This is a genomic window from Geodermatophilus pulveris (assembly GCF_900188375.1).
GTDB lineage: Bacteria > Actinomycetota > Actinomycetes > Mycobacteriales > Geodermatophilaceae > Geodermatophilus > Geodermatophilus pulveris.
The window spans coordinates 242062-257645 of sequence record NZ_FZOO01000003.1 but is presented as its reverse complement, the minus strand read 5'-3'; the positions used below and the strand labels follow the sequence as shown (position 1 = coordinate 257645).

Below are 15584 nucleotides of genomic sequence, written 5' to 3'. Positions count from 1 at the left end.
CGGGTCCCCGGCGGGGCGCGCTGCTGTCTTCCCCCGGTCGGGTGACGCCGCGGCGGGCGGGCTGCAGCGCGGGCGCGGGGAGGCCGACGTCGTCCGGGACGAGACCGTCCGGACGAGGGAGCCCACCGTGCCGACCGCACCCGCGCGCGTCCTGGTCGCCGCCGAGGTGGCCGACGGGACGCGGGCGCTCGCCGTCACGCGCACCGACCCGCCCGACCTGGCCGTCCTGGACGTCTCCATGCCGGGTGCGACCGGGCTGGAGGTCTGCGTCGCCCTCCGCGGCGACCCGGCCACCCTGGGCGTGCCGGTGCTGCTGCCGTCGGCCGGCGCCTCCGCCGACGACGTGGCCCGCGGCCTGGCCGCCGGCGCGGACGCGCACCTGGCCGAGCCGTTCTCCGTCGCCGGGCTGGTCACCCGCGTGCGCGAGCTGACCGGCCAGGGGACGGCGTGACCGTCCTCGGCTCCGCGGTGGGCGACGAGCTCGCCCGGCTGCGCGCGGAGAACGCCGCGCTGCTGGCCCAGATGCGGCACCGCGACGCGGAGCTCGAGGTCGCCACCCGCATGCTGGTGGCCCGGGCGCAGACGATGACCAGCGTGATCGACGCGGTCACCGAGCAGTCGATCATCGGCACCGACGTCGACGGGGTCGTGCGGGTCTGGAACCCCGGGGCGGAGCGGATGCTCGGCCTGCCCCGCGCCGACGTCGTCCGCCGGCGGTCGATCACCGAGTTCCACCTTCCCGAGGAGCTGGCCGAGGCCGGCGGCGGGCTGGCCGCCCTGGTGCGGGTGGCGCAGGAGCAGGGCAGCGACGTCCGGGACTGGACCTACGTGGCCGGCGACGGCCAGGAGCTCACCGTCTCCGTCGCGGTGACCCCGCGCACCGACGACCGCGGCGTGCACGCCGGCTGGAACTTCGTCGGCACCGACATGACCGAGGCGCGGGCCACCGAACGGAGGAAGGACCAGTTCGTGAGCCTGATCAGCCACGAGCTGCGGACCCCGCTGACCTCGATCCTGGGCTACCTCGAGCTGGTCCTCGACGAGCCGGACCTCGGCGAGCAGGCCCGCGGGTACCTCGGCACCGTCGAGCTCAACGCCCAGCGGCTGCTGCGGCTGGTCGGCGACCTGCTGTTCACCGCCCAGGTCGACGCCGGCCGGTTCACCCTGCAACCCGGGGACGTCGACCTGGTCGCCGTCGTCCGCGCCGCCGAGGAGTGCGCGCGGGTGACCGCGCAGTGCACCGGCGTCGAGGTCGTGCTCGACGTGCCGGCCGGCGGCCTCGTGGTGCCTGGCGACGCCGGCCGGCTCGGGCAGGCCTGCGACAACCTGCTCTCCAACGCGGTGAAGTTCACCCCGGCCGGCGGCCGGGTCACCCTCGCGCTGCAGGCGGCGTGGCGCACGCCGGACGGGACCGTCGTCGACGCGCCGCAGGACGGCGCGGTGCCGGTGGCCCGCCTGGCGGTCAGCGACACCGGCATCGGGATCCCCGCCGGGGAGCAGGCGCAGCTGTTCGCCCGCTTCTTCCGCGCCTCGACCGCCCGGCGGCACGCGGTGCCCGGCGTCGGGCTGGGCCTGGCCATCACCCGCGCCATCGCCACCGCGCACGACGGCACCCTCGAGGTCACCAGCACCGAGGGCGAGGGCACCACCGTCACCATCACCCTGCCCCGCTGACTCCCCCGTGGCCGCCCACTGAGGGGGCGGCCGTCCTTGCGGATCCCTTGCGGGAACGGGGCGGGTGCCCTGCGGGCGGCCCCGCACGCTCGTCCCCGTCGCCGGACCACCCCGACCCCGGTCCGAGGCAGGAGACCCCGATGAGCAGCACCCGCGCCGGCACCACCACCCCGGTGGCCGCCGACCTCACCACCGGCACCGTGCAGATCGACCCCACCCAGCCGGCCACCCCCGCGTTGTCGGGCACCTGGCGGCCGAGCCGGCCGGACGCGCCGTGAGCGCCGTCCCGACCGCCCTGGTCGTCGGCCCGGACGTCACCGGCCGCACGCTGGTCGCCGGGCTGCTGCGGGTCACCGGCTGGGACGTCCGGGAGGCCGCCGGCAGCCGGCAGGCCCTCGCGCTGGCCCGCCGCGGCGACCTGGACCTCGTCGTCGCCGACCTCGACGTGCCCGCCGGCGAGGCGCCGGCGCTGCTGCGGCGGCTGCGACTGGTGGGCTGCCGCGCCCACCTGCTCGCCGTCACCGCCGACGCCGGGGCCCGGGACCGGGCCGCCGCCCTGCAGGCCGGCGCCCTGGCCTGCCTGCCCAAGCCGGTGGACGCCGGCCTGCTGCTGACCCTGCTCGACCGCCGGGCCGGCGCCCCGCAGGGCCCCGGCGCCGCCGACCTGCCCGGTGACGACGACGCCGAGCTGACGGACCGCCTGCAGCGGCTCTACGCGGCCGCGTTGCCCGGCCGGCTGACCGCCATCGCCGACGGTGCGCGGGCCGGCGACGTCACCGCCCTCGCGCAGGCCTCCGCGACGCTGGCCGGCACCAGCGCGCAGCTGGGCCACCCGGAGGTCGCCGCGGTGTGCCGGGCGATCGCCCAGGACGCCCGGCGCGGCGTCCTCGCCCACGAGCTGGTCGTCGAGCTCGCCGCCGTGGCCGCCCACTGAGGGGTCCGCTCTTCTCGCGGATGCCTCGCGGGGACGGGGCGGGTGCGCTGCGGCCGGTTCGGGGGCTCCGGGGCCGTTGTCGTGTCGCAGATCGGGAGTGGGTCGGGCGACGATGCCCGTGGGCGTCAGGACACCAACCGGTAGCCCACCCCGCGCACGGTGCGGATCTCCGGCGAGGACAGCCCCGCGGCCTGCAGCTTGCGGCGCAGGTTGGACATGTGCGCCTCGACCAGGCGGACGCTGCCCTCCCAGTCGGTCCGCCAGACCTCGCGCAGCAGCGTCTCACGCTGCAGCACCCGGCCCGGCCGGGAGGCCAGCGCCGCCAGCAGGTCGAACTCGGTGCGGGTGAGGTCGACGACCGCGCCGTCGACCCGGACCTCGCGGCTGTCCTCGTCCACCTCGAGCTCGGCCAGCCGCACCACCGACTCGGCCGGGGCGGGCACCGGGGCCGGGACGCGGGGGCGGCGCAGCATGGCCTGCACGCGGGCGACCAGCTCCCGCGGCGAGAACGGCTTGGCCATGTACCCGTCGGCGCCGACGGCCAGCCCGATCAGCAGGTCGACCTCCTCGGCGCGCGCGGTGAGCATCAGCACGTAGCACTCGCTCTCGGCGCGGATCTGCCGGCACACCTCGGTGCCGTCGGCGTCCGGCAGGCCGAGGTCGAGGACGACGACGTCGGGGACGGCGCGGCGCACCTCGGTGAGGGCCTGCGCCCCGGACGCGACCGCGCGGACGTGCATCCCGGCCCGGCGCAGGACCGTGCAGACCAGTTCCCTGATCTCCTCGGTGTCCTCGACGACCAGCACGGAATGCTCGGACACGACGTCTCCCCATGCGTGCGGCGTGACGCCGGGCGGCGTCACCTGACCGGGTGATCGGCGGCGCTCCCGGGCGCCTTGAGCGAGGCGCGCCGGCCTCACCCGGACGGGGCGGGGCCGCCGTGCGGGCTCAAGACCGGCGCCGGCGACGCCGAAGCGACCGGCACCTCACCCCCGAGGGAGCCGCCGGGGCCCGATGCCCCGCCCAGCAGGAGGACCGCGATGATCGGTGTCACCCGCCGCACCGGCGAGCACTGTCGCCTGGACCCCGACCACATCGAGCGGGTCGAGGCCGGTCCGGACACCGTCGTCGTCACGACCGACGGCAGCACGTACTGCGTCCGCGAGACGGTCGACCAGGTCATCCGGCGCATCGTCGAGGACCGCGCCGGGGACATCGCGGCCTGCTACCTGCTCGACCGCGGCGAGGACGCCGACCCGCTGGGCCCCGGCCGGCACGACACCCCGGCCCCGGCGCCCGTGGTGTCGCTCCGGCCGTCCTGACCGGCCGGTGGACGTCACCGCCCGCGGGGTGCCCGCCACGGAGGCGCAGGTCCGCAGCGAGGTCACTCACGTGCTCGACCGCCGGGCCGCCCTGCAGCACCCGCCGTACAGCCTGACCGTGTCGGACGCCGTGGCGCTCGGCATCGGCCGGCTCCACAGCAGCCGGTCGCTGACCGGGGAGGTGCTCGCCCGGTTCGCCGCCGGCGGGTCCGTCGACGGCGACCGACTGATCGAGGCCGCCCGGTTCGAGCAGGGGTACGCCTCCCCCGAGGGCTTCGCCGCCCTGCGCTGCCTGGTGCTGTGGGTCCACCACCGGATGCACCGTGCCGAGAGGCACCGCTCCCCCGGCGGGTGAGCACCCGGGCCCGGTTCTCTCCGGCGCCCCCACCCGCCGGTGACGTGGGCGTTCCGGCCGGGGTGCAGTGGACGCCCCGTCGGCGTCCGGGGACAATCGATCCAGTCGCGCGGCACGGACTTCAAGCCCAGGAGGTCGCCGCCGCCGAGCACAGGTGGTAGCCGACCATGACCGGTCCCTCCCGTGGACCCCTCGTGTCCACAGGGGACGTCCTCGACCTGCTGGCCCGCGAGCTGCACGCGCAACCGGTCTCCCGGCAGGTGCTCGACCGTGCGGTCCTCCTGGCCCGGAGGTTCGTCCCCGGGGCGGCCGCCAGCATCACCCTGCTGGACCGACGGCGCCGGCTGACCACGGTCGCGGTCTCCGGTGACGTGGCCGGCGCGGGGGACGCGTTGCAGTACGACCGGGGCGAGGGCCCGTGCATCGACGCGGCCCGGGACCAGGACGTCGTCCACTCCCGTGACCTGCTGACCGACGGCCGCTGGAGCGGCTGGGGCGCGCAGGTGGCCGGGCGGCTCGGGGTGCGCAGCATCCTGTCGCTCCGGCTGGCCACCGCCGAGGTCGGGCTGGGCTCCCTCAACGTCTACGGCCGGGAGCCGGACGCCTTCGACGACGAGACCGTCGCCCTCGCCGGCGGCCTCGCCGCCCACGCCACGGTGGCCTACACCCGCACGCTGGACCGGGAGAACCTCGAGAGCGCGCTGGCCAACCGGACGGTGATCGGCCAGGCCCAGGGCATCCTGATGGAGCGGCACAAGGTCACCGCCGCGCGGGCCTTCGAGCTGCTCGCCACGGTCTCCCAGGACGGCAACGTCAAGCTGGCCGAGGTCGCCCGGCGGCTGGTCGAGACCGGGGTGGACCCGCAACCGCGGCGCCGCTGACGCCGGCGGCCGGCACGGTCGCGTCACGGCACGCGGTCACCGGTCCTCCCCGTCCGGGACGACGTGCACCGCCGCCTCCTCGGCGGAGGCGGCGCCGGCGTCGATGCCGACGTCGACGGCGTGCAGCTCGGACTCGACGTCGCTCCACCCCTCGTCGGCGGCCTCGACCAGCCTGCCCGCGCGCGAGCCGCCGACCTCGTCGTCCACCAGCTCACCGTCGGTGTCCGTGGTGTCCCCGAGACCGTCGCCGTCCACCTCCTGCGGTTCGGGCACCTCGCGGGCCAGGCGGCCGGTCAGGCTCTCCCCGGCCAGCTCCTCCCGCTCCGTGGTGCCCCAGTCCGCGACCGCCCACGGGCGCTCCGCGGGCGACCAGCCCGTGTCGAGGGTGTCTCCCACACCGTCGAGGTCCTCGAGGGTGTCCTGCGCTTCCAGCACGCCGGAGTCCTCCTCGGGATCGGTGCCGTCGGAGCCGTACAGGAACGGATCCACCGCGAACCCCCTCTGCCGGCGACCGGGTCGTCCTGCGCGACGCCCGCGAGCGCACCCTCAGGATGGCGCGTCCGGCTGTCCTCGTGCGGGACACGGCTGCCGGTGGCGGGAACGCCGGTGTCACCGGGGGACGTTCCCCGGGGCACGGGCAGCTCCGGTCCGGACCGCGCACTGCCGACGTGGCCGGTGATCGGGTCCTGGACCCGCGCCGACCGATCCGACCGAGGAGACGCCATGAGCTACCTGCGCCGGCTGCAGGCCGAGCAGCCCGTCCTGTTCTGGGTGCTGGTCGCGGTCGGCCTCATCGTCGGCTTCCAGGTCGTGGTCTCCGTGGTCGGCCTGCTGCTCGGACCGCTCGGTCTGCCGTCGTGGGTGCCGGTCGTGGTGGTCGTGGGCGGTCTCGTCCTCGTCGCGCGGGGCCAGCAGCGGTCCCGGTGAGCACGCGCGCCTCCCTCCGCTCCCGCGGACCCGGCCGGGGGACGGCGTGATGGCCGCCCCGGCCGGGATGAGGCCGTCCGGCTGGTCACCTGGAAGAAGTCGGTGCCCACGAGGTACGTCCCGCACGAGCGGGTCCTCGACCATCTGGTCGCCTTCGGCTGGATCGACGGCATCCGCCGCCGCCTCGACGACGAGCGGACCACGCAGCTCATCAGCCCGCGGCGCACCCAGCCGTGGCCCAGGACCTACGAGGACCGCGCCGAGCGGCTCCCCGCCACCGGGCGCATGCAGCCCGCGGGCGCGGCGTCCGTCCAGCAGGCCAGCGCCACCGGCATGTGGGACGCGATGGACGACGTCGACGCCCTCGTCGTCCCGGCCGACCTCGCCGACGCCCTCGCCGCCGGTCCCCCGGCCGGCGACCACTTCGCGGCGTCCCCCACCTCGACCCGCCGCAACACCCTCCGCTGGATCGCCTCCGCACGGACCCCGCCCACCCGTGCCAGGCGCATCGCGCTGACGGTGGACGACGCCCGCCGCGGCGTCGCCGACACGAGCAACGGCTGACCGGCCGGCCGCCCCTTCCCCGGATCGGTCACCGACCGCTCGCGCCGGCCCTGGCGTCGTCGTCCATGGCCGCGTCGATCCAGGAGGACAGCTGCTCGTCGGCGACGATCGCGTCGCGGGCGACCCTGATCCAACTGGGCCCCATGTCCCGGCCCGCTCCCAGGGACGACTCAGGCCGCCCTCCAGAAGGAGAACGGCCTGGTCGTCGGGGTGGAGCTGAGGGGACTCGAACCCCTGACCCCCACACTGCCAGGCCGTCATGATCGCGTTCATGGTGGTCCGTCAGCGTCCATGATGGCCCTTTGACCAGCGGGTTCGACACCTTTCGAGACAGCAGCGGACGGAGGCGAACAGCCACGGATTCACCGCAACTGCAACCAGAACTGCAACCACCGCTGGCCGCGGAAGTGGCTGGCGGGTGGACGACGCGGGCCCCGCGTGCGGTCGTCGGCGGGCGACCCGGTCGGGTAATCAGGCGGTGTGGGCCCGCAGGCGGCTGATCTCGGCGCGTGACTGGGCCACCTCGGGGGCCGTCCTCCCCGCCGGCTTTGGCGAGGTCGGAGGGCGGCACGCAGCACGTGCCCCTCATTCGAAGGGCCGCGCATCTATTGAGTAGGCCGGACCGCCAGCCGCGCGAGGAAGATCGCGAGCGACATGTTGTCGCAGATGCATGTGTCCGAGTCCAGCTCCTTGGACCATGAGCCATGTGTCGTGTGAGGAGTGCTCGGCGGCGGGTCGTCACAGGCCTGTGCACAGTCGGTAGAGGCGCCGGGCAAGATCACGCGGTCAGCCCGTCCGGGTGAGCAGGTAATCGCCGATGGCGGCGTGCAACTGCCGGAGGGTGTCGACGTCGGCGCGGTTGCGGCTCCAGGCCCGGTAGAGGCTGTGAATCCGTTGCGCCTCCCGGCGCTGCTCCGCTGTGGCCGGTTCGGTCGGCTCGGCATTCACCAGCTCGGCGGGGCTCCCGCTGCGCCGGATGCCGTCCCGGCGCCCGTAGCGCTCGACGAAAGTGCCGCGCCGGCCCCGACTCTTGACCACAATCTCAGCGGCGCCGACGCGGATGACGGTCCCGACGGCCCAGCGGGTGCCACGAACGTCCGGGGCCGACTCGATCGTCACGGTGTCGCCAGGCGTCAGAGCGGCAAGCTGGGCGGCGGTGAGCCGGTTCTCGAGGCTCACGGCTCTCGGTCCTCCCTCCCCATGGGGGCTGGTGGCCTCGGGCATGGAGCCGAACCTGCGTCCGCCTCATGGGGAAGAAGCCGTGGCGGAACCAGGCTAGGCCGGGTTCCTGGCGGGCGGGAGAATCATGGCGAGTGCACTCGTAGCCGCTCCGGCGGCACGGATTCCGGGTGCTTACCGAAGCCCCAGTCGTGCTGCCGCGTGTACCCGACCTGGGCCTCCATCCCCGGCCGCCGTCGCACAGGAGCCACCGGAACGGGAAGCCGGCGGCACCATCGACCGTCTTGCTCAACTTCGACCTCTCGCGGCGAGTCGTAGCGGCGCTCCTTGCGCAGGCGCACGCGGGGCATCACGTCGTTGGTGTCGCCCGGTGGAGTGATCCGACACGGTCAGCGACTCGGCCGAGTGACACACCGTGACCAACACATCGTCGGCCTCCAAGACCCTGCCAACCATGAGATACCGAGCGGCCGCCGCGCTGCCGTCCTCCGACACTGCACGAGCGACAGCCGGGCTTCGTGGACGGCTGCGCATCATGGCCCTGGCCGACGGGGCCTACCCCGATTGGTCCACCCTGATCGTGGAGGGCCCCGTTGAGGTTCCCGACCTGCGCGGCCGGGCCTGGTTCGAGTGGTCCGCCACCGTTCAGGCGGGCGAACCTGTGCACCCGCATGAGCGTTGAGCGCTGTCCGGCGCACGTCACAGTGAGCCCAGGCCGGACGGGACTGCCCCCGATTCGGTTGACTCCTTGCCTGTGAGGCTGCGGCCTCGCTGGAAGGATCAGCATCGTGCCCAAGCCGTTTTCCGTTCATGCCTGCGATGAGATGGCCGACGGTCTCCAGGTCGGACTCGCGCAGCACCGGCCGTAGCGGCCGCCGGGCGTGGCGGGGCAACGCCGCCCGGCCCCTGAGGTGAGCGATCTGCTCGGCCAGGGGGCCGGCGGCGAGCACCTCGACGCTCCCCTCCAGGGCTGCCTCCCCCGCGTTAGCCGCGGGCACAACTACCACCGTCCGGTGTCCCGCCTGTGCCCGTACCCGTGGCCGTGGCCAGCACGGGCGGCAGCACACCCCGGACGATGCCCACGGAGCCCTTGAGCCCGAGCTCGCCGAGCAGTACCACCTGGCCGACCGACTCCGCCGGAACCGCACGTCGGCCGCCAGACCGTGGCCGCCAGCGCCAGGTGAGTTCCATGATCAAATGCAAGCGACAACATCGACCCTCGGGAAAGACCCACTTATTCTACCCCGCCCGAGGGCTGCCGGTTTGTCTGCTGGGCCTCCGACATTTGGGGCCTGCGCTTGCCCAGTACGCATTTTTGCGTACCCGGCGCCCAGTGCCTTGACATCCGTACTCTGCCTGCCACGCTTAATTTGCCACGGGTGCTCCAGTGACAGAAGTAGATCGGGACAGGACTGACCATTCCGACCTACGGAGCTGAACGTGTCACTCCCACAGGCAGAGAGGACGCACGATGACCGAGTATTCAGGAGGACAGGCAGCTGCCTCCGACACCGAGGGTCTGAAGCGACAGCTCACCGAGAACGGGATCACGGACATCGACAGCCTGGTACAGAGGCTCGTGTCGGAAGTCCAGCCGCGGGCAGCTGAGCAGCGGATCTTTGTCTGCACCAACAACTACTGCGTCGTAGTAAAGGAGCAGTAGGTGCACAGACAGCCCTGACTGCGCCGACGCGTGAACCAGTTGCTGTGCGGGGCATTGGAGTGGCTGGACGTCAACCGTGACCGGTTCGACATATTCCGTATCGATCCGGATCCGCCGCCGGAAGAGGATCAGGCGCTCGGCGAGCTGGCCCTCTTGTGCCGGCAGCTGGTACTCCGACGAGCCTGTGACCAGGTTGACGTCGAGCCACTCCTCGCGGTCCTGCAGTCTGTCGAGAGCCACCAGCTCTTCACCCACCGTTTGAGGAGGGTCAACGACGCCCTACTTCCGCACGTCCTCGTGGTCAGTGCGCTACAAGAGGCCGGACTGTCGTCCCGCGTCGACATTGAGGTGCTCCAGAGTATGTGCGATCGCAGCAATGCATTGTTCGCGGAGCGACCACCTCATCGCCTCTTGGAACTGAGACGCATGCTGGATAGCGTCGGTCTTCGGCATCGACTTCCTTCGTACACAACACTGGCGAGGATGAGCAATCTGGGGCGAGACGTGGATCCGATACGGCTCACCAACTATGACATTTACAGCATCACACACACACTGTTTTTTCTGACCGACTTCGGGCGCCTCGTGCCACGGGGTCTGACAAGCGCCAGGAGGCGGCTCGCCTGCGCGACCGTCCATCAACTCCTGGGCATGCAGATTCACCGGGGCAATTACGACATGGTGGGTGAATTGCTGCTGTCCGCGTACTGTCTCGACGGCGTCGACTCCGACTTCTACGTTGCCGGCTGGGAGACTCTGCAGGCGGTACAATGGCGCGAGGGTGTTGTTCCGGGGCCGAATTACCGCGAGGAGGCACACCGTACTGCGCTCAAGTCGGGTGAAGAAGAGGGCGATTCCTACGTCTTTGGAAATTGTTACCACACCACTCTCGTTGCGGCACTCGTGGGAGCTTTATGCCCACCGCCTCGCGGGTCCGATCCAAGCAGTGATGCGTCGTGAGGAGCGCTGTGGCCGTACCCTCGTGGGAATCCGCGACGAGTTGGTTGGCGGGTACGGCCGACAAGTGCGACGGTCCCGACGACCTGCTCTTCTTGATGCAGGCATCCCTGGGTACGTGGATATGCCACTCAACTGCCCCTACCGCGGACAGTGGGCAGGCGTTGCGTCGAACTCTCCATCGGGTCGCCAGCCAGTCACAGCGACACATGGGTGACCTGGTGGAGCGGGGCGGGCTGAACGTCGAACTTGCCCTTCTCACACACGGCATCCTCACGGCGCACGGTCATGAGGCGGATCCGGCCATGGTGCTGCTGGCGCGACAGGTTGCCGCAGCGATACCGGCCGGGGAGCGGGTGCCGCACAACTTCGTGGCCTATGCTGTGCTGCTCGATCGACTGGGGTACGGGACCGGCTCCTGGCTCGTAGCCCCCGCTCCGGTGGACGCTGCCGGCCTGCGACCGATGGAGATTCTCTCCGCGTCCCGGGAACGCATACGTCGGATGTGCTCGCAGATCGCTTCCGCGACCGCCTGGGGTGCTGTCCCGTGCGCGCGAACCTACCCGCGGCTGTCCGATCTCCTCCTTGCCGTCAGCATGCAGTCTCTGTCCGCGTACGACCTGGAGTTTGGAGCCACCGTGTTGAGGACGGTCACATACCTCGGGGCAGGGGATCCCACGCGAATGGGCGTGATCGCCCAATTCCTTGCCGATCAGCAGTGCGAGGACGGGAGTATCGGCTTTTTCGGTATCGAGGCAGCCAAGATTGCTCAGCGCGGTGAGGCGCTCTGTCCGGCTCACCAGTTGTCGCTGCCGACGACCGTGGGGGTCCTGTGGGCGTTGAAGGAGGTCCTGCGCCCTGGAAGTAACGTGTTCCGAGACTTCTCCACACCTGTTGCCTGACGAGCGCCAGTACGGTCGCAGCTTCGTCGTGTGCGGTTCACCTCAGGGAACCGATGTACGCGTGGACAAGAGGACGGCCGAAAGTCGGTCGTGGCACCCCAATTTCTGGTATATGTGCTGGACGTGCTTATGCACTGTCCGCTCGCTGATGCCTAACTGCCGAGCGATTACACGGTTGGTGAGCCCCGCGGCCATGAGGTCTAGCACCGCGTTCTCACGGGCGGTCAACTCGCTGCGCGTCGCTGTTGGCGCCTCGGTGCTGACGCAGCGGACCCGCGTCAGGAGGCCGGGGATGAGCAGCGTCGCCAGTCCCACCTCCTCGTTTGAGAAGTGACCTTTCAAGCGTCCGAGCACCCAAGCAATCGATCGATCCCGCTCCTGAAGGATGGGTATGACGAGGTCGGGAGGGGAAACAGCTCTTAGCGTCTCCCCCGGCGAGCTCGACCACAGAAATGCTGTGCCCGGCTTCGACGGTTGTCGCCGGGCAAGTGCGGTGTCAAGCGATGAGTAGCCAGAGATCCGGTCGTTGACCTCCCAGGCCTCCCTCTGCCACGTTATGAACCAGCCTGTGGTGACGCCTGAGTTGATCATCACGATGGCCACGTGGGCACAGTGGAGGGTGTGATGCAGGAGCCGAGCAGTGGTGACGTCCTTCGTCACCAGGGGTCGACTACCGCGAAGGGGGATGGGCGACGCGCGTGGCTGCGATGACCACAGAGTCATCTTGTTCCTCCCAGGCGGAACGGGGCAGCTGCACCGCCCGTCGGGGCCTTCACTTCGGCTGATGCGGGACGGAAGACTCAGTATCGTGACATTGGCGTCACCGGTCGGTCACGCCCTGTCGAGGGCGCCTGAAACCGACGCTCCGGGCCTGCATACTGGATGTGGCCCAGAGCGTCGGCCGCCGCCTCGAACCACCGCACGACCGGGCCCAGCCCCCGTTCGACCATGTCGGGTTCGGGGTCGAGCACCTCAACCGCCGCCGAGTCGGCGGTCAGCACCTTGAAGGGCTGGGCGAGCGGCACAGTCCGCGCCGCCCTGAGGTAAAGCGACACCGGATGCTCCACGCCGAGATCATCGGCGACCTCGCCGAGCAGCGCGTCGACACCGCCGATGGTGCGGGTGCCTGCAGGGCCTCGGCACCAATCCGACCACATTTGACGATGTGGCGACGGTGGAGCCTGACCGGCCGCAGCACGGGGTCCTGATCATCGTCACTCGTCACTCGTCACTTGGGACGACACGCCACACGGCCGTGCGGATTGGCAAGGCTGCTGCTCTCAGTGCACGGGCAAGGAGGACGGTGCTGGCACCCCTCGCTAGGGGGTGCCAGCACCGGTGGATCAGCTAGAAGTAGAAGCACTCGCTGACGATTTGCTCGCCCCCGAAGTACACGCGGATGCACGCACCATCGGGCCACCACCCATCCCAGATGATGTCGAAGCAGACACGCACGAGGGTGGCGTCGGGGAGGGGAATCGGCAGCGGGATGGCGACGTCTGGCAGTGGCCACGGTAGGTCCACGACGATCGACCCACCCTCCACCTCCACCTCCGCGCAGACGGCGGCGCGGGTCTCCGCAGTGCCTCTCCTGACAGTCTGCGTGAGGGAGCGGCGGCCATAGTCCCCGGCGAACAATGCACGCCGGGACTCCACAGCCTTGCGGATGGCGTCGTCGTCGAATGTTGCGTGCTTGGGCATGGGTCGTCACTTCCCTTGTCGCCTGGTTGCGGCGGACCGGCCGGTCCGCCGCAACCAGGGTCCCAAGGTCGCGTCACCGCGATGTCAAAGATATTGTCACCGATCTGTCACCGACTTGGTGATCTGGGGTTGGCTGGCCTAGAGGCCATCCGGAAGGAGCGGCGAAGCTGATTCGGTCGCGCGCCTAGCCCGCACCCCACGCCGCCGCTACGTAGCCTGCTCGACCGTGCAGCGGGCCAGCGCTTGTTTCCTCGGCCCTGTCTGCGCGCTACTTGCCGGCGGGATTCCTTGACTCAAACTGGGGCCATGGTGGGACAGGCGCTGGTGATGCGGCGGTGATGATTCAGTGACTCCTGGTGCCGTAGCGTCCGGGGAGCGGGCCCGATGTAGCACTGGAAGTGGCTCATGGAGGAGCATTCTAATCCCTCCGGACTGCCTTCGAGTCCTATTGCGTCCATCAGCGGCGCAGACCGGGAGTTGCGATGACTGCTGAAGCACGCCGGGTGAGGCTCGCATGCATAACGACCGAAGATGACACCGATGCCGATGAGGCTTGCCTTAACGGCATGAATGAGAGGTTGACATGAAGATAGACAAAGAGAATAACACGGCAGTCTTAAGTGCGGAGGAAATGCAGATGGTTATGCGACACCTCCAGCAATTCGAGAAGCTAACGGAGCGCTTTCAAGAGCTGGAGGCAACTCACTCGCTCGGAACAGAATGGCAGCGTCCATGGAATGAATTGAAGAGCTTTCTTGAGACAGAAGAACTGGAGGGAAGCGAGCGAGGACCACTTGAAGCTGCCGAGGGAAGCGGTGAAGACCAAGCTGATGGCTACTATTGCTGTCGCATATACCAAGATGGGACTCTGCGCAGGAGTGTAACCTACAAAACCTGGTTCGCCTGGGCGTGGACAAAATGTATCGCGCAAACACCTGCATTTGGGAACAACTGCACGGTAGTGCCAGGGGCGTGTTAACGACCACGCGCAGGGCTGTCCGTATAATCGAGAGCTTGCAAATTATGTACGGGGTGCCGCGGGCTCGAACACGCAGCCGGTTGCGCCCCTGATGTGACGCCCGGGCCTACGGCGATGTCATCGGTGCTTGACGGCCCCGCGGCGCACGTCATGGACATGAATCCCCGCCGGTCTCCCCGCAAGGCCGCGCTCTACGCCGCGATGCCGTACACAGGCGTAACGAGCAAAGGTATGCTGATCCTGCGCGGGGCGGCTCTCCCCACCGGAGGCGCCAAGATCGCGAGCTATTACAGTTCCGTGAACAGGAATGTTCCAGGCGCGTCGGCGCGGGCCAGGCGGAGCCCGGCCTGCAGCTTCGGTCAGGCGACCGGGTCGAGGACTACGGTGTGGCCGAGGCGTTCGGGTTGGGCGACTAGGCCCTGTTTGATAAGTCGCGGAGATAGATGTTGATGTTGGTGATCTCGACGGTGGCGTCGTAGCGGACGGCGAGCTTGTCGTACCGCGTGGCGAAGGCGCGGTTCTGCTTGTGCCGGTTGATGCCGCACTCCACGGCGTGCCGCTGCCGGTAGCGGTCCCGGTCGAAGGCCGGTGGCCGGCCACCGGCCGAGCCCTTCGCGCGGCGGTGGGCCAGCTGGTCGAGCTTGTTCGGGATGGTCGCCGGGATACCGCGTCGACGTAGGTAGGCGCGGTTGCCGCGGCTGGAGTAGGCCCGGTCGGCCAGCACCCGATCCGGCCGGGACCGAGGCCGTCCGGGCCTGGATCGTCGCGGCACCCGGATGCGGCCCAGCACCACCATGAACTGCGGACTGTCGGCGGCCTGCCCGGCGGTGAGCGCCGTGGCCAACGGTTTGCGGCCGGCCTCGACGGCCAGGTGCACCTTGGTCGTCAGGCCGCCGCGGGAGCGGCCCAGCGCATGGTCGGCCGGTTCGCCGACCGGCGGCTGGACCTGCACCTCGGGACGGCGGCGGGCACCAGCGGCGTGCTGGTGAGCTCGGTTGACGGTGGAGTCCACCGACACCGTCCAGTCGATCAACCCGAGCTCGTCGGCCAGAGCCTGCAGCGCGGTCTCGATGCCTGCCCAGCGCCCGGCCAGCTGCCAGGCCCGGAACAGCCCGTAGACGCACTGCCAGGTGCCGTAGCGCTCGGGCACATCCCGCCACGGGCACCCGGTGCGGGTGCGGAAGCGGATGCCATTGATCAACTGCCGCAGCGTCCAGCGGCGAGGTCGGCCCGTCCGTGGCCTGCTCGGGAGCAGTGCCGCCAGGATCAGCCACTGCTCGTCGGTCAGGTCGTGGCGGGCACCGGCCGGTAGGGTGCCGTCCACGAGGTCTCCGTGGTGAGGGTCTTCTTGGTCGTTGATCCCTCTACCGGAGACCTCGCCTACGTCCCGGCACCAACACGCCCGATCAGCGCGCCGAGCGACTTCTCAAACACGGCCTAGTAGTGCTTCGTTAGGTCTTGTCTGACCGGGCTCGGGCGCTGCGATAGAGGCATGACTCCGGGGGAGCTGGCCCGCCGTTCGGGGGCGGTTGGAGGAGTTCGCGGC

Annotated in this window: 19 protein-coding genes; 12 read left to right on the top strand and 7 right to left on the bottom strand. The window is 70.5% G+C overall.

Annotated features, from left to right (window positions below):
• Positions 1–127: 127 nt before the first annotated feature.
• From CHB98_RS07915 to CHB98_RS07905, 4 genes are all read left to right on the top strand, one after another.
• Positions 128–451: a response regulator transcription factor gene (locus CHB98_RS07915; RefSeq protein WP_245820999.1), complete on the top strand. Its 324-nt coding sequence runs from the start codon at positions 128–130 to the stop codon at positions 449–451.
• Entirely contained in the window at positions 448–1674 is a 1227-nt protein-coding gene (locus CHB98_RS07910; protein WP_089305053.1) for a sensor histidine kinase, read from the top strand. The genes CHB98_RS07915 and CHB98_RS07910 overlap by 4 nt, the downstream gene beginning before the upstream one ends.
• A gap of 140 nt (positions 1675–1814) precedes the next feature.
• Positions 1815–1952, top strand: a complete 138-nt coding sequence (locus CHB98_RS21510; protein ID WP_179224308.1) for a hypothetical protein — start codon at positions 1815–1817, stop codon at positions 1950–1952.
• Entirely contained in the window at positions 1949–2608 is a 660-nt protein-coding gene (locus CHB98_RS07905; protein ID WP_179224306.1) for a response regulator, read from the top strand. The genes CHB98_RS21510 and CHB98_RS07905 overlap by 4 nt, the downstream gene beginning before the upstream one ends.
• A 125-nt stretch (positions 2609–2733) precedes the next feature.
• Here CHB98_RS07905 and CHB98_RS07895 read toward each other — a convergent pair whose 3' ends face one another.
• Complete coding sequence (locus CHB98_RS07895; RefSeq protein ID WP_089305051.1) at positions 2734–3429, bottom strand: response regulator transcription factor; 696 nt, start codon at positions 3427–3429, stop codon at positions 2734–2736.
• 219 nt (positions 3430–3648) lie between these two features.
• On the opposite strand from CHB98_RS07895, the gene CHB98_RS07890 reads away from it, so the two are divergent.
• From CHB98_RS07890 to CHB98_RS07880, 3 genes are all read left to right on the top strand, one after another.
• Positions 3649–3930, top strand: coding sequence for a flagellar FlbD family protein (locus tag CHB98_RS07890; protein WP_089305050.1), 282 nt, complete (start codon positions 3649–3651; stop codon positions 3928–3930).
• Positions 3931–3958: 28 nt separating this feature from the next.
• Complete coding sequence (locus tag CHB98_RS07885) at positions 3959–4285, top strand: hypothetical protein (RefSeq protein ID WP_245820998.1); 327 nt, start codon at positions 3959–3961, stop codon at positions 4283–4285.
• A 194-nt stretch (positions 4286–4479) separates the two neighbouring features.
• A complete protein-coding gene (locus CHB98_RS07880; protein ID WP_179224304.1) occupies positions 4480–5166 on the top strand; it encodes a GAF and ANTAR domain-containing protein in 687 nt (228 codons plus the stop codon).
• Positions 5167–5202: 36 nt separating this feature from the next.
• On the opposite strand, the gene CHB98_RS07875 is transcribed toward CHB98_RS07880, so the two are convergent.
• Complete coding sequence (locus tag CHB98_RS07875; RefSeq protein WP_089305047.1) at positions 5203–5655, bottom strand: DUF5709 domain-containing protein; 453 nt, start codon at positions 5653–5655, stop codon at positions 5203–5205.
• A 234-nt stretch (positions 5656–5889) separates the two neighbouring features.
• Here CHB98_RS07875 and CHB98_RS07870 point away from each other — a divergent pair, with 234 nt between their 5' ends.
• Positions 5890–6093 (top strand): hypothetical protein, encoded by a 204-nt coding sequence (locus tag CHB98_RS07870; protein ID WP_089305046.1) that lies wholly within the window; start codon positions 5890–5892, stop codon positions 6091–6093.
• Positions 6094–6195: 102 nt separating this feature from the next.
• Positions 6196–6657 (top strand): YdeI/OmpD-associated family protein, encoded by a 462-nt coding sequence (locus tag CHB98_RS07865; RefSeq protein ID WP_089305045.1) that lies wholly within the window; start codon positions 6196–6198, stop codon positions 6655–6657.
• A 786-nt stretch (positions 6658–7443) separates the two neighbouring features.
• Here CHB98_RS07865 and CHB98_RS07860 read toward each other — a convergent pair.
• Positions 7444–7836 carry a hypothetical protein gene (locus tag CHB98_RS07860; protein ID WP_089305044.1) on the bottom strand — a complete coding sequence of 131 codons (393 nt, stop codon included), beginning with the start codon at positions 7834–7836 and terminating at the stop codon, positions 7444–7446.
• Positions 7837–9307: 1471 nt separating this feature from the next.
• Between CHB98_RS07860 and CHB98_RS07850 the strand changes: the two genes are divergently transcribed.
• The 3 genes from CHB98_RS07850 (at position 9308) to CHB98_RS07840 (ending at position 11358) form a co-directional block, all read left to right on the top strand.
• Positions 9308–9499 (top strand): hypothetical protein, encoded by a 192-nt coding sequence (locus CHB98_RS07850; protein WP_089305043.1) that lies wholly within the window; start codon positions 9308–9310, stop codon positions 9497–9499.
• Between the two features lie 30 nt (positions 9500–9529).
• Positions 9530–10459: a DUF6895 family protein gene (locus tag CHB98_RS07845; protein WP_089305042.1), complete on the top strand. Its 930-nt coding sequence runs from the start codon at positions 9530–9532 to the stop codon at positions 10457–10459.
• 206 nt (positions 10460–10665) lie between these two features.
• A complete protein-coding gene (locus CHB98_RS07840; protein WP_143425011.1) occupies positions 10666–11358 on the top strand; it encodes a hypothetical protein in 693 nt (230 codons plus the stop codon).
• Between the two features lie 42 nt (positions 11359–11400).
• Here CHB98_RS07840 and CHB98_RS07835 read toward each other — a convergent pair whose 3' ends face one another.
• The 4 genes from CHB98_RS07835 to CHB98_RS07820 all read right to left on the bottom strand — a co-directional run bounded on the left by CHB98_RS07835 (position 11401) and on the right by CHB98_RS07820 (position 15362).
• Positions 11401–11961, bottom strand: coding sequence for a response regulator transcription factor (locus CHB98_RS07835; protein ID WP_245820997.1), 561 nt, complete (start codon positions 11959–11961; stop codon positions 11401–11403).
• A gap of 197 nt (positions 11962–12158) precedes the next feature.
• Positions 12159–12515 carry a hypothetical protein gene (locus CHB98_RS07830; protein ID WP_143425009.1) on the bottom strand — a complete coding sequence of 119 codons (357 nt, stop codon included), beginning with the start codon at positions 12513–12515 and terminating at the stop codon, positions 12159–12161.
• Positions 12516–12705: 190 nt separating this feature from the next.
• Positions 12706–13059 (bottom strand): hypothetical protein, encoded by a 354-nt coding sequence (locus CHB98_RS07825; RefSeq protein ID WP_089305038.1) that lies wholly within the window; start codon positions 13057–13059, stop codon positions 12706–12708.
• 1391 nt (positions 13060–14450) lie between these two features.
• Complete coding sequence (locus tag CHB98_RS07820; protein ID WP_089305037.1) at positions 14451–15362, bottom strand: IS5 family transposase; 912 nt, start codon at positions 15360–15362, stop codon at positions 14451–14453.
• Between the last annotated feature and the right edge of the window lie 222 nt (positions 15363–15584).